The organism is Paenimyroides marinum, from assembly GCF_900108395.1.
GTDB lineage: Bacteria > Bacteroidota > Bacteroidia > Flavobacteriales > Flavobacteriaceae > Flavobacterium > Flavobacterium marinum.
The window spans coordinates 122,742-136,075 of record NZ_FNXE01000001.1; the positions used below are offsets into that span (position 1 = coordinate 122,742).

At 34.1% G+C, this 13,334-nt stretch carries 13 protein-coding genes; 5 read left to right on the forward strand and 8 right to left on the reverse strand.

The window, feature by feature from the left end; all coding sequences use genetic code 11:
* Window positions 1-32: 32 nt before the first annotated feature.
* The 5 genes from BLW20_RS00595 to BLW20_RS00615 form a co-directional block, all read right to left on the reverse strand.
* On the reverse strand, window positions 33-2,102 hold the full coding sequence (locus tag BLW20_RS00595; protein ID WP_091095259.1) for a T9SS type B sorting domain-containing protein: 2,070 nt from the start codon (window positions 2,100-2,102) through the stop codon (window positions 33-35).
* A gap of 47 nt (window positions 2,103-2,149) precedes the next feature.
* Window positions 2,150-2,653: a hypothetical protein gene (locus BLW20_RS00600; protein WP_091095261.1), complete on the reverse strand. Its 504-nt coding sequence runs from the start codon at window positions 2,651-2,653 to the stop codon at window positions 2,150-2,152.
* A 2-nt stretch (window positions 2,654-2,655) separates the two neighbouring features.
* Window positions 2,656-4,149, reverse strand: coding sequence for a T9SS type B sorting domain-containing protein (locus BLW20_RS00605; protein WP_091095263.1), 1,494 nt, complete (start codon window positions 4,147-4,149; stop codon window positions 2,656-2,658).
* Window positions 4,150-4,222: 73 nt separating this feature from the next.
* Window positions 4,223-5,233, reverse strand: a complete 1,011-nt coding sequence (lpxK, locus tag BLW20_RS00610; RefSeq protein ID WP_317039267.1) for a tetraacyldisaccharide 4'-kinase — start codon at window positions 5,231-5,233, stop codon at window positions 4,223-4,225.
* Window positions 5,230-5,889 carry a hypothetical protein gene (locus tag BLW20_RS00615; RefSeq protein WP_091095267.1) on the reverse strand — a complete coding sequence of 220 codons (660 nt, stop codon included), beginning with the start codon at window positions 5,887-5,889 and terminating at the stop codon, window positions 5,230-5,232. The genes lpxK and BLW20_RS00615 overlap by 4 nt, the downstream gene beginning before the upstream one ends.
* A 73-nt stretch (window positions 5,890-5,962) precedes the next feature.
* Here BLW20_RS00615 and BLW20_RS00620 point away from each other — a divergent pair, with 73 nt between their 5' ends.
* The 5 genes from BLW20_RS00620 (at window position 5,963) to gldA (ending at window position 10,589) form a co-directional block, all read left to right on the forward strand.
* Complete coding sequence (locus BLW20_RS00620; protein ID WP_091095268.1) at window positions 5,963-7,057, forward strand: Nif3-like dinuclear metal center hexameric protein; 1,095 nt, start codon at window positions 5,963-5,965, stop codon at window positions 7,055-7,057.
* 2 nt (window positions 7,058-7,059) lie between these two features.
* A complete protein-coding gene (locus tag BLW20_RS00625; RefSeq protein ID WP_091095270.1) occupies window positions 7,060-7,839 on the forward strand; it encodes a zinc ribbon domain-containing protein in 780 nt (259 codons plus the stop codon).
* Between the two features lie 33 nt (window positions 7,840-7,872).
* The gene (locus BLW20_RS00630; RefSeq protein ID WP_091095272.1) at window positions 7,873-8,733 is read left to right on the forward strand and encodes an alpha/beta fold hydrolase; all 861 of its coding nucleotides are present in this window, start codon (window positions 7,873-7,875) and stop codon (window positions 8,731-8,733) included.
* A 9-nt stretch (window positions 8,734-8,742) separates the two neighbouring features.
* Window positions 8,743-9,600, forward strand: a complete 858-nt coding sequence (rluF, locus tag BLW20_RS00635) for a 23S rRNA pseudouridine(2604) synthase RluF (RefSeq protein ID WP_091095273.1) — start codon at window positions 8,743-8,745, stop codon at window positions 9,598-9,600.
* Window positions 9,601-9,692: 92 nt separating this feature from the next.
* Window positions 9,693-10,589 (forward strand): gliding motility-associated ABC transporter ATP-binding subunit GldA, encoded by an 897-nt coding sequence (gldA, locus tag BLW20_RS00640; protein WP_091095275.1) that lies wholly within the window; start codon window positions 9,693-9,695, stop codon window positions 10,587-10,589.
* Window positions 10,590-10,705: 116 nt separating this feature from the next.
* Here the strand turns inward: gldA and BLW20_RS00645 are convergent, their stop codons facing one another.
* From BLW20_RS00645 to BLW20_RS00655, 3 genes are all read right to left on the reverse strand, one after another.
* Window positions 10,706-11,437, reverse strand: a complete 732-nt coding sequence (locus BLW20_RS00645; RefSeq protein ID WP_091095278.1) for a GIN domain-containing protein — start codon at window positions 11,435-11,437, stop codon at window positions 10,706-10,708.
* Between the two features lie 69 nt (window positions 11,438-11,506).
* Window positions 11,507-12,580, reverse strand: coding sequence for an acyloxyacyl hydrolase (locus BLW20_RS00650; RefSeq protein ID WP_177165003.1), 1,074 nt, complete (start codon window positions 12,578-12,580; stop codon window positions 11,507-11,509).
* A 135-nt stretch (window positions 12,581-12,715) separates the two neighbouring features.
* A complete protein-coding gene (locus BLW20_RS00655) occupies window positions 12,716-13,330 on the reverse strand; it encodes a deoxynucleoside kinase (protein WP_091095281.1) in 615 nt (204 codons plus the stop codon).
* Between the last annotated feature and the right edge of the window lie 4 nt (window positions 13,331-13,334).

Consider the following 13,334-nt stretch of genomic DNA (forward strand, 5'->3'; position numbering starts at 1 on the left):
CTAAATTAAAGAAGCTGTATCAAACCTCTGATTTATTTTACTTCATAAATTACATAAACATATCCTATATATGTATCAAAAAGCGTTTTAAAAATGTAATAATAAGTTCCGCCAGGTAATTTTCTGTTATTTTTATCCTGCCCTTTCCATTGATCTATATAACCTTCACCGTGGTAATAAACTTCCATTCCGTAACGGTTGAATATTTTTAGCTCAATTAAATTAAAGATTTCAAGGTTAAACCCATCGTTCATACCATCGCCATTTGGTGAAATTCCTTTAGGAACTATACAATCGTTTACTTGTAACTCAATAATATTATCGCACCACAAATCGCTTGTTCCACTTGCTCTGATATAAATGATATACGGAAAACTTGGCGGCTGATAATTGGTTACATTTAAAATTTCGTTGATGTTGTTCTCTGCATCATTTTGTGTTTCAAAAAATTTCAGTTCGATCTCATCAACATAAGAAAACATTCGGGATAAAAGGATTTGTGCCAAGGTTAAATTTACTTCTAACGGTTTGTCTTTATAATTACAAATCATTAAAGGTTCTGTTAATTCGGTAAAGGGTTTCATTTGTGCTGTCAGCTTAAATGACGTTACATTGGCACAACCTGTTTCGTTATCTTCTACCCGAACCCAGATCGTTTGCGAACTATGACTTTTCACATCATACGATTCAATATTTTTTATACTTTTTATACCCGCAGTTGCATCTTCTTTGCTTTCGTGAAAGGTAATGGTTACGTTACTGTTTGTGCTTGCCTGATTTATTTTTGAGGTCAAATCAAAAACCACCACTCCTGTTTCATCTTCATCACAAGCAGTCATATCGGTAGGTTTATTAACTTCGGGTCCCTCTATCAACTGTACCTTTTCAGTATCTTCATTATTGTTTTCATCTATTTCTATAACCGTTCCGGTTTGGGTTCCATCATCATCAACACGGGCAGTTAATGTAAAATTATTATCTATGGTTTCGGGAATCGTTAAAGTAATGGTTCCTTTTTCAAATTCATTAATATCAATACTGCTTTTAGTTTGTGTTGTGCCCACCAAAACATCATCGGCATAGAATACTATGGGTACTTTTGCGACCAATCTTCCGGTTGAATTAGAATTATATACTGTGTAATCAACCTGTATTTTTCTGCTGTTACATTCTATGTCTACCTTATTAATTTCAATCGTAGCATCTGCAAAAAGGCTACTCAACGCAACCACTATATTGTTTATTATTACCAAATCTTGCCCCGTTTTTACCTGAACGGTCATTGAAGTATCTCCTAATGAGAGTACATTTCCTATTTGAAAATAATCAAGATCCATATTCCACAGATTTGATGAATTGGTAAAAGTATTGGTACAGTTAAAAACATTGTTCGATGGATTTAAAGGCGGATTACTGATCAGCTTGCCGTTAATCCTTAACTCTTCGGATACCGCAATGTTTTCATCTCCTTCCCAAGCTAAAAAACCTACTTTTGCATTATTGAGATTGGTTACATCTAATCCGTTTAAAGTAATAGTCACCGTAGCTCCTGATCCGTCTGCTATCTGAAAACCTTCATACAAACTTACCACTCTGTTGGGCAAGGTTAAGTTTTCATAAATGATAACAATTGACCAACCAGCGTAATTACTACCTGTGGGGCAATAAGGGGGTATCACATTTGTTAAATCTAAATCGGATAGAGTATAGGTGCCATTTCCTGTAGCTTCAACAAGACTGGTTACATCAGCAAATGCACCAAAGAAAGGAAGATCAGTTTGCGATGCTGTTACCGTGAAGGTTCTTTGAGCAGTTATTGGTGTACCGTTTAATTGTACATTTAAATCGGCTTCTGCCAAACTACCTGACCCCGACCAGTATAAAAACGCCCCCTGAATAGTATGTGGTGCGTTTATATTTAAGGCAGCACTTGATTGGGTTAAAACCGTACATGGTCCGCCGGTTCCGTTAGCAACTGTATTCATTGTGTTGCCAATCATATAAAAATCATAGTTACCGGTGTATTGCTTAAACAACGTTACCTGTTGACTATGTGCTACAATACCCGATAAAAGGATGAAAATGCGTAGTATTTTTATCATAACAAAAATAGTTTCAATAAAAATACAAAAAAAATAGTATTAATCAGTTAATCAAATGAATACTCTTCATATTCTACATTATTTTGTTTTGTTAAATAGAGAATCTGTCCTGCACTTTGAACAATCAACGTATCTTTTGACTGACCAAATTTATAAGGCAACCGATATTCTGCAATATTTTGCCAGTTATCCGTATTGAATTGATCTTCATATAAAGATTTAATGTAAAGATCCTCGTTATACCAATAGAATCTTTGTTTAGCATTACAATAATACATTGGGTCATTATCTGATTTATTCAAAAACCTTAAATATTCATTGTCTAAGTAAAATATTTCATTAATCCCTATTCTGGCAATACCGCCATTTGAGATAACAGGATCGTTATATTCCTTAGAATTATCTGGTTGATAAATCCCCTTCAATAACCAAAAACCTTTTAACTCTTCAGATTTTGGTTTGTTTTTATAATCGTTTATAGTGTCTTCAATCTCATTATCACAACTAAAAAATAAAGTTGTAATTGCAAAAAATATTATTTTTTTCATCATCGCTATAATTCTTTAATTAAATAGACATATCCTGAAAAAGTTTCGAAACGCGTTGTAAATACATAATAGTATGTTCCTGTTGGTAATTCACGTCCGTTTTTATCTTGTCCTGCCCATTGATTTGTATATCCTTTGCCAAACGTAAAAACTTCTGTTCCGTATCTGTTATAGATTCTTAATTCGTTTGGTTGATATACACTAAGGTCAAAACCATCATTCATACCATCAAAATTAGCTGAAACTCCTTTTTGTATCGGACAATCTTTAACCAGATTTATATGCATTTGTGAAGTGTTGTTTTCTTCATCAATTTCATAGACAATTCCTTTTTTATTTCCCGTATCATCCACACTAACAACCAGATCAAACCGATAACCAAACTTTTTAGGAATATTTAATGTAACATTGTATGTAGCTTGCTGACCAATACCTATTTCCTCTTCTGTTTCTGTGGTTTCTATGAGTTCATCATCGATATAAAAGGCAACAGGAGTATTTGCTTTTAAAGGATGATTTCCTTTATAGTTTGCTACGATGTATTCTATGTCAACAATCTGCTGATAGCAATAATTTTGATAACTGTTTATAAAAGTTGTTGCATCAGGAAAAACACTGTACACAGAAAGGACAATTGTATTTATCAACACGACATCGGCAGCTGTTGTCATTTTAATATCTAATGACGTATCATCTACTTCCACAAAATCGCTTAATTCATAAAGATCCAAATCCATATTCCAAAGCTCTGTTGAACCTGTATATGTATTGGTTCCATTAAAGGCATTATTTGGTGGATTTAATGCATTTGACACTATTTTATTATTAATCCGTAGCTCTTCTCCTATGCTTAGATTTGCATCACCTTCCCAAGCTAGAAAAGCAATTTTTGAATTAGCTGCATTCGTTATCCTGAATCCATCTAATAAGATATTAACCATTGGGTTACCTTCGTCAAGACTTTCAAATCCATCGTAAATGCCAACTAAATTATTTTCTATATCAGCATCATTATATACAACAACTACTGACCATCCAACATAATTACCTCCACAATACTTTGCAATATGCTTTCTCAAATCTAAGTCAGACAAGGTATATTCACCTCTTCCAAACTGTTTTACAATATTTGTAACATCAGCAAAAGCAGAAAAATAAGCATATTTTTTATCTATATCAAGATAAATATAATTGGTACGCTCTGATGTTACTTCTATACCATTAAGCTTTACATTTAAATCGGCTTCTTTTTCACTACCATTGCCTGACCAATACAAATAAGCAGCTACAACAGGTTTGTTTTCACTGAGATTTAACGGAGCAGATGATTCTGTTAACACCTCACAAGAGTTTGGATCCCCATTTGCTTGTTTGTTCAGCGTATTTCCCATCATGGTAAAATCGTAACTACCGTAAAACTGTTTATATAGAGTTACTTTTTGTGAATAACCTGAAAAACAAATAAGTAAAGTAAGGCAGTAAAGTATTTTTTTTGGCATTTTTAGTATATTTCAAAATTTATCGCAAAATATTAATTTTTACGGAATACTTACATAAAAACTTCTATTTTTATTAAAATTCTTCTACCGTATATGCAATCAAAGTCTCAAAACGCTCTTTATCCTTTACAAAATCCATTTCTATTGGCAGATAATACAATTGTTTTTTAGGCAGTTGATTTTGCAAACGCATATAATCTTTTTCTGTGGTAATGATTTTTCGTCCGTTTGCTTTTGCAACAATCTCCTTTAAATCCTGTGGGGTAAAAAAATGATGATCGGGAAAAGTAATTTGTCTTTCTACCGGACAGTTTAAATAATCGTAGAAATATTCAGGCTTGGCAATGCCGGCAACTGCAATAAAATCATCTTTTAAATCGTTTAGATCGATTTCTTCAACGGTGTTTGTAACGGAATGATGGTATTTTATACACGAAAAGAAAATATTGCTGTTTTCTATATTGATTTTATTCTTGATCTGTTCCATCTCCTTGTCCGACAAATCTTTGGGACATTTAGTAACAACTACAACATTTGCTCTTTTTACGCCCGACGTGCATTCGCGTAAATTTCCGGCAGGTAATACCAAATCATTATAAAACAAGTCATTATAAGCGGTAAGCATAATATAAAAACCTGCTTTTATTTTTCGGTGCTGAAACGCATCGTCTAACAAAACCAATTCTGTTTTGGGCAGAAGCTCTAAAATTTTTGTCACACCTTCTACTCTATCTGCATTTACAGCTACATTTATTTGCTTGAATTTTGAATGGTATTGAAACGGTTCATCACCAATTTCTTCTATCGTTGTAGTATCATTTGCTAAATAAAAACCTTTGCTTTTTCGTTTATAACCTCTGCTTAAAACGGCTAAATTATATTGATCTGATAATAATCTTATCAAATATTCGACCATTGGGGTTTTTCCCGTGCCGCCAACCGATAAATTACCTACCGCAATAACAGGAATCTCAAAACCGGTTGATTTTTTAATACCTTTATCGTACAACAAATTTCGCAAACTGGTTATGGCTGCATAAATCAACGAAAAAGGGAATAATATTTTGCGGAGGGTTTTCATCATTCTGTTTTATACATACCTTTTAAACTAAACTTTTGTTGGTCAAAAATAGAATCATTAACTATAAAAAAATTTGATGTAGTTGTTTTATTTGTAACTGCTATTTTGGTTATGCGGGCATTTATCATTCTTTCATTATTAATTATAGTATCCCGATATACTCCTTCCGTAATTCTTCCGGTAAATCTATCATTGTGATGATTTTCAAATTCTATTTCGAACTCATCAGTATCTTCGAAATCTTTAATTTTAAAATCCAAACTATCTTTATAATAGTTCAAATAAAAGATAGATACTTTTCTTTCGTTAGATTCATCAGTTTTCAACTTTGAATATTCAGAATACATTTTAATTTTTGCTTTATAAACATGCTTCTTTTCTGTTGCAGAAACTTCTAAATCATAATATCTACTATATTTTTTACTTAATTTATCATCTACATAGACTTTAGTTTGATTAAATAAAGTATCTTTGGTTTTATCTTTTGGGATTAGTAACTCTAATAATTGATAGTTTTTATCCCTCCCTTTAATAGAATCATAATCAAACTTCACCCACTCAATGGTGTATTCATCAGAAAATTTTTCTGCAATAGTATCTTTTTCTTTTGTGCAAGAAATTAAAAAGACAACTAAAAAAACGAGTAAAAAGTGTTTCATTAATAAATATACTTAAAGATTCGTACGAAATTACGATTATTTTTATCTTTGAAAAAAGATTAAAAACAAAGTTGTGCAATTAAAACAAATTATTCCGATTTTAGAAGAAATGGCTCCCACGGCTTATGCCGAAGATTTTGACAATGTAGGGCTGCTCATTGGCGATAAAAATACAGAAATCTCCGGTATTTTGGTTTGTCACGATGCTTTGGAACGCGTGATTGACGAAGCTATTGAAAAAAAATGTAATCTGGTGGTGTGTTTTCACCCAATTATTTTTTCGGGAATGAAAAAAATCACCGGTAAAAATTACGTGGAACGTGCCGTAATCAAAGCCATTAAAAACGATATTGCTATTTACGCGGTTCATACCGGGTTAGACAATCATAAACTGGGAGTAAATAAGGTTTTATGTAATACTTTAGGATTGGTGAATACTAAAATTTTGATGCCGAAAAAAGATTTTATCTACAAACTGACCACGTTTGTTCCGAAAGAATATTTTACAGAGGTTCAAAAAGCGGTATTTTCTGCCGGTGCCGGTGCTATTGGAAATTATTATGATTGTAGTTTTCAATCAGATGGAAAAGGTTCTTTTACCGGAAATGATGATAGCCAGCCGGTAATTGGTTCACAAAATGTTTTTACGGAAGTTATAGAAACCAAATTGGAAGTTACTTTTGAAAAACACCTTCAAACCAGCATCATAAATGCTTTGTTTAATGCACATCCGTACGAAGAAGTGGCGTATGAAATCACCAAATTAGAAAACCAGCACCAAAATATTGGTTTAGGTATGATTGGCGAGCTGGAAAACGAAATTCCGGAAACTGATTTTCTTCATTTTGTAAAAGAAAAAGTACAGACAGGCGGCATTCGATATTCTAACTTATTAAATAAAAAAGTAAAAAAGGTGGCCGTTCTTGGCGGTTCGGGAAGTTTTGCAATTGCTGCTGCCAAAGCTCAAAATGCACATGTATTAGTAACTGCCGATTTAAAATACCACGACTTTTTTCAGGCAGAAAATCAGATCTTGTTAATGGATGTCGGTCATTTTGAAAGCGAAAGATTTGTAAAAAATTATATTTTTGATTATCTATCAAAAAAAATTCCTACTTTTGCAATTATTTTATCTGATATTAAAACAAATCCGGTTAACTACATATAACAATGGCAAAGAAAGCAGAAACTGTAGAAGAAAAATTAAGAGCGTTATACGACTTACAATTAATTGATTCCAGAATCGATGAAATTAGAAACATGAGAGGCGAATTACCTCTTGAAGTGGAAGATTTAAAAGATGAAGTTACCGGGCTCACCACCCGTTTAGAAAAGCTTAACAACGAATTGCAGTTAATTGAAGAGCAAATAAAATCTAAAAAGAACGATATAGAAGAGCACAAAGCGGCAATTAAAAAATACAACGAACAACAAAAAGACGTTCGTAACAACCGCGAATTCAACTCTTTAACAAAAGAAATCGAATTCCAGACATTAGAAATCGAATTAGCTGAAAAACACATTAAAGAGTTTAAAGCAAATGTGGAACACAAAAAGAGTTTGATTGAGCAAACTTCAGAAAGATTAGATGTAAAATCAAACCATTTAGAACATAAAGAAAACGAATTAAACGGCATTTTGACAGAAACAGAACGCGAAGAAAAAGCGTTGATTAAAAAATCTGAAGAGTTTGCTGCTGTGATTGAAGACCGTTTGTTGAATGCTTACACCAGAATTAGAAACGGCGTTAAAAACCGCTTGGCAGTAGTTTCTATTGAACGTGGTGCATCAGCCGGATCGTTTTTTACCATTCCGCCACAGGTTCAGGTAGAAATTGCAGCACGCAAAAAAATCATGACCGATGAACATAGTGGTCGTATCTTAGTCGATGCAGCTTTAGCTACAGAAGAAAGAGAAAAAATTGACGATATTATCAAAAATTTAAAATAAATTTAAGCCTCTAATTTAATAGAGGCTTTTTTTATGGCATTCTGGAAAGATCTGAAATATAAAATACTTACAAAAGGTTTTGGTTTGTACATCAATTCCCTTCATTACTTAAATGCAAAATTTGCATCAGAAATCGCTTATACGCTATTTTCGGTACCTCGTGACGGCGTTTTAAAATCGCTGCCCACCTTTTTGGGATCCAGCTCAATGAAAAAACTTAAACAAGGATCACACAATATTCAAACGTATGAATGGTTTGGCGAAAAAGAAACCATTTTACTGATTCATGGCTGGGAAAGCAACGCCAACCGCTGGCAAGGTGTGATCCATTTTCTTAAAAAGTTAAATTACCGCATTATTGCATTGGACGCACCCGGACAAGGATTAAGCGATGGCAAAGAGTTTAATGCTGTTTTGTACAGTAAATTTGTGCATGTTGTCTGCAATCATTTTAAACCTGATTTTTTAATAGGTCATAGTTTAGGCGGAATGACCATGCTTTATTATATGTCGGTTTATCAACCCAATTTTGTAAAAAAGATTGTTTCGTTAGGCGCACCCAACCGCTTTTTAAGAATTACCGATAATTACAAAAAACTGATTTCGCTTTCACAAAAATCTTACCAGGGATTTTTAAAAGAATTCTCTAAAAGATTTGCCATCAACCCCAATGAATTCAACAGCAGTTCATTTATCAATTCTATAAAGATTCCCATTGGCATCATTCACGATAAAACCGACAAGGTGGTTCCTTATACCGATGCATTGGAAATTTTAGAAAAACACCCCAACCTTCCGCTTTTTACAACATCTAATTTAGGGCATAGTCTGTACAATGAAATTGTAAATGAACAAATGGTTTATTTTTTAGAAAATAACTGCTTTAAATCGTAATTTTGCATTATGGAACAGGAAGGTACACGAATTAATAAATTTTTATCGGAAGTTGGTTATTGCTCTCGTCGTGAGGCGGATAAATTACTGGAACAAGGCAGAATCACCATCAATGGAAAAGTACCCGAACTGGGTACAAAAGTTTTACCAACAGATGAAGTCAGGGTAAACGGGAAATTAATTTCAGAACGCGAAGAACCCAAAATATATCTGGCTTTAAACAAACCGGTGGGTATTGAATGTACCACCAATCAATCTGTCAAAAACAATATCGTTGATTTTGTAAATTATCCTGAACGCATCTTTCCAATCGGTCGTTTAGATAAAGATTCCGAAGGATTGATCATTATGACGAACGACGGTGATATTGTAAACAAAATTCTCCGTGCCCGAAACAACAACGAAAAAGAATATATTGTTACCGTAAACAAGCCCATTACCGATCGTTTTATCAAGAGAATGAGTGCCGGCGTGCCTATTTTAGATACGGTTACTAAAGAATGCCGTGTAGAAAAAATCAGTAATACCACATTTCGTATTTTTTTAACGCAAGGTTTAAACCGACAAATCCGCCGTATGTGCGAGTATTTTGATTATACCGTTGTAGCATTAAAACGCATCCGGATTATCAATATTTCATTAGATGTTCCTGTGGGAAAATACCGTGAAATCACCAAAACCGAGATGGCTGAACTAAACCGCTTAATTGGTGACAGTACCAAAACCGAAGAAGGAAGTTTGCCAAAAACAGAAAAAACATTGGTTAACAAAAAACCTGCACCTACTAAAGACCGAAAAGATTTTAAAAAGAAATTTGCCGAACAACGCCCATTACGAAACGAACGCAGGAATACAAGAGATAAGTAAAACACCTCACTGAATGCCGAAAGGATATAATTTTACAGCTATAGCAAATCACGCAAAAATTACGTACTTTTGTTTCAAACAAGTCTTTCATTATGTCAATCGAAGTACAAAATATCTCTAAAAATTACGGAACACAAAAGGCGTTAAATTCGATTTCGTTCACTATACAAAAAGGAGAAATTGTTGGTTTTTTAGGTCCGAACGGTGCCGGAAAATCTACATTAATGAAGATTTTAACCACTTATATTGAAGCAGAGAACGGAACTGCTTTAGTCAACGGATTTAATGTTAAAACCCAAGCAAAAGAGGTTCAAAAATCAATTGGCTATCTGCCAGAGCACAATCCACTGTATTTAGATTTATATGTTCGCGAATATTTGGCTTTTAATGCCGATGTTTATAAAGTAGATAAAAAACGTACGGACGAAGTGATTCAACTCACCGGATTATTGCCTGAAGCTCATAAAAAAATCGGGCAGCTTTCTAAAGGATACCGTCAGCGTGTGGGATTGGCGACTGCTCTGTTGCACAATCCGGAAGTGTTGATTTTAGATGAACCTACCACAGGGTTAGACCCAAACCAACTAACAGAAATCCGTGATTTGATTAAAAACATTGGCAAAGATAAAACCGTATTTCTTTCAACACATATTATGCAGGAAGTGGAAGCTATTTGTGACCGCGTAATCATCATTAAAAAAGGTGAAATTGTTGCCGATAACAAATTGCAGCAGATATTCAGTAATGAAAATGACCAAATTATTGAGGTGGAATTCGACTTTAAAATTGAAGAAGAGTTTATTAAACGTTTGCCTGACTTAAAATCCTTTCACAACATTCACGATACACAATGGGAGTTGGTTTTTAATGCCAATAAAGACATGCGGTCTGCTTTGTTTGATTTTGCTCAGGAAAACGGAATCAAAATTTTATCAATGCAATTAAAAAACAAAAATCTGGAAGCTATTTTTAGAGAGAAAACGTTGTAATGCAAACTGCTGAAAAAGGTATAAACTATTAGGTTATTGGCTGTATGTTATGTGTTTCAAAAATGATAACACCTTAAAGTCAAGCGACTTAAAACTTAAAACGTAGAACCTAAAAACTACTTATAAACCACATCTCCCGTGTATAATCGGGTTAGTTGCACCGTATCGGGTTTGTGGTACAGATAGATATTTCCTACGGAAGCAATGGTTCCCTGAATTTTATTTTTGGCAAATAAATGAATGTTCTGATTGCTTCGGTGGTAAACATCGACCGTTTTTGCTGTTAAGTTTTCAGCTTTTACCGAACCATTGGCACCGTATAATTTCACATCAAGCACATCGGTTTTACCTTTTAATAAAAACAATCCCACTTGGTTGTCTTCAACCGTAATCTTTTTATTATTAATTTTAAAATCAAATGCGGTCGAGGCACTTTCTTCATTAGGGAGACTTGTTATCAGATACAAATCAGGAAAGCGTAACGTATCAGTTGAATATACATTGAACTGCGTGCGGGAATTGATTCGTTTTAAGGTAGGCGTATGAATTTTCAACACTGCTGTTTCATAACTTTTCAATAGTTCGCACGAAACATCGTTTTGAATAGTCAAAACAGAATCTTTTACTGCGAAAGAAATTGCATCGATTCTGTTTTCATAAGAATCGATTTCCAGTTTGTATTCATTATCAGGAATAATTTCTGCCGAAACGTTCATTGGAATATCCACTGTGTGAAATCCTTGTAATTGATGTTTCTGTGTAATTGCATTTCCTTTTTTAGAAAAACAAGCATCTTCGCCAGAACATCCGGCAATAATCAATAATAATAAAACGATACTTTTCTTCATAATTCTATTTTTTTGCCACAGATGCACAGATTTACTAATTCTTTAGTTAATATTTATGCTAAAAACAACTTACAGTTTATAGCCCAAGCCTACTTCAAACGCTTCGGCTTTAGCGAAATGTGTTTTTAAAGACATCACTCCGTAAATATTTGGCGTTACATAATACCGCAAGCCCAAACGCTGATAAAACGAACCATTGTTCTTGTACTCATCGTGCACATAATAACCAATATTTCCTTCAGCGGTTAGTTTATTCAGATACCATTCATACCCAAGAAAAAGTCCAACGCGTTTCCAATCGGTATCTTTATTCATATTTTCTTCGGGAAACGAAGTCGCTAAAAACGGAATCAGTTCTTTTAACGAATGTGAAAGAAACAGATCAACACCTAATTGTGCTGCCCCGTAATTGTTCAGCGGTTTTTCTGCTACTGCCGCTATGTGATAAAAAGGTTTTTGTCCCATTCCAATAATATGGCTTTCATTAATGCCCGTTCTGAAGATCAGGTTGTAACGCATATTTTGCGGGTAATTATCAAAAGAAGAAGCACGTTGTACCTCGTCTTTATCAGAAAAATGATAGGTTACCCCCACATTTAACGCAACGGTATTGGTACTTGTATTGGGCGATTTTATGGTTGCATTAGAGTGATGTACAAACAACAATCCTGCATTAAAACCAATATTTTTCCAAATCCTTGCCTGATCGTAGCTTAGCATAAAATAAGTCGAAGGCATCCATTTAGAGCCATACGCCACATTTCTAAAATTGGTTTCTTTATCGTACGGATTGGTTGCATAAGCCACGCCCTGCCCCACTCTAAATTGTAACTTCCGGTTTAAAAAATAAAAATTGTAATGTCCGTACAAACCATACAGATCACCTAATGTTTCATTGTGATTATTTTGTGTGTGGAATGAAAAACCAATTTCGGGAAAACGATACGTGTGATGCCATTCTTTTGAGCCATTTACTCTGTGGTTCACTGAGAACAGATACCCCGTAGGCTTATTGGTAATTAAGTGCGAAATATTTTTACTGTGTGGCAGTATAGCCCCTTGATACGTTTGCAAGGATACATTCCAGTTTTCTTGACCAATTGCTGCCAGACATATAAAGAAAAACAATAATAAATAGGTCATTGTCATTCTGAACGAAACAAAGTGAAGTGAAGAATCTAACTTTTTACAATTAGATTTCTCATTCCTCGAAATGACAAAACGACAAAATATTCTTTTTATGAATCTAATCCTATTAACCACACTCAAGCTTGTTACTTAAAACAATCCATTAATTTCTGCATCAATCCTGTTAATAATTCCGCCCAAATCTTCCGGATTATCTACAAAATTAATAGGATCCACATCAATAATCAACAGTTTACCTTTGTCATAGCTTTTGACCCAGCTTTCGTAACGTTCGTTTAATTTATTCAGATAATCAATAGAAATGGAATTTTCATATTCGCGTCCGCGTTTGTGAATTTGTCCTACCAAATTTGGAATAGAACTCCGCAGGTAAATCAGCAAATCGGGGGCACCTACCAAACCTTCCATCAGCTCAAACAACTGACGGTAATTTTCATAATCGCGGTTAGACATCAGGCCCATAGCGTGCAGATTGGGAGCAAAAATGTGTGCGTCTTCATAAATGGTCCGGTCTTGAATGGTATTTTTTCCGCTTTGTTTCATCGTTAATACCTGGCGAAAACGACTGTTTAAAAAGTAAATTTGTAAGTTAAACGACCAGCGATCCATTGAATGATAAAAGTCATCTAAATACGGATTGTCCACCACATCTTCATAATGCGGTTCCCATTTAAAATGTTTCGCTAATAGTCTGGTCAAAGTAGTTTTTCCTGCTCCAATATTTCCGGCAATTGCAACTTGCATATCT

What these genes read in the sequence shown, in the direction of transcription:
- BLW20_RS00600 (WP_091095261.1), bottom strand. Translation starts at nt 2,653, where the DNA reads ATGATGAAAAAAATAATATTTTTTGCAATTACAACTTTATTTTTTAGT.
- BLW20_RS00615 (WP_091095267.1), bottom strand. Translation starts at nt 5,889, where the DNA reads ATGAAACACTTTTTACTCGTTTTTTTAGTTGTCTTTTTAATTTCTTGC.
- BLW20_RS00625 (WP_091095270.1), top strand. Translation starts at nt 7,060, where the DNA reads ATGGCAAAGAAAGCAGAAACTGTAGAAGAAAAATTAAGAGCGTTATAC.
- BLW20_RS00605 (WP_091095263.1), bottom strand. Translation starts at nt 4,149, where the DNA reads ATGCCAAAAAAAATACTTTACTGCCTTACTTTACTTATTTGTTTTTCA.
- lpxK (WP_317039267.1), bottom strand. Translation starts at nt 5,233, where the DNA reads ATGATGAAAACCCTCCGCAAAATATTATTCCCTTTTTCGTTGATTTAT.
- gldA (WP_091095275.1), top strand. Translation starts at nt 9,693, where the DNA reads ATGTCAATCGAAGTACAAAATATCTCTAAAAATTACGGAACACAAAAG.
- BLW20_RS00595 (WP_091095259.1), bottom strand. Translation starts at nt 2,102, where the DNA reads ATGATAAAAATACTACGCATTTTCATCCTTTTATCGGGTATTGTAGCA.
- BLW20_RS00650 (WP_177165003.1), bottom strand. Translation starts at nt 12,580, where the DNA reads ATGACCTATTTATTATTGTTTTTCTTTATATGTCTGGCAGCAATTGGT.
- BLW20_RS00655 (WP_091095281.1), bottom strand. Translation starts at nt 13,330, where the DNA reads ATGCAAGTTGCAATTGCCGGAAATATTGGAGCAGGAAAAACTACTTTG.
- BLW20_RS00630 (WP_091095272.1), top strand. Translation starts at nt 7,873, where the DNA reads ATGGCATTCTGGAAAGATCTGAAATATAAAATACTTACAAAAGGTTTT.
- BLW20_RS00645 (WP_091095278.1), bottom strand. Translation starts at nt 11,437, where the DNA reads ATGAAGAAAAGTATCGTTTTATTATTATTGATTATTGCCGGATGTTCT.
- rluF (WP_091095273.1), top strand. Translation starts at nt 8,743, where the DNA reads ATGGAACAGGAAGGTACACGAATTAATAAATTTTTATCGGAAGTTGGT.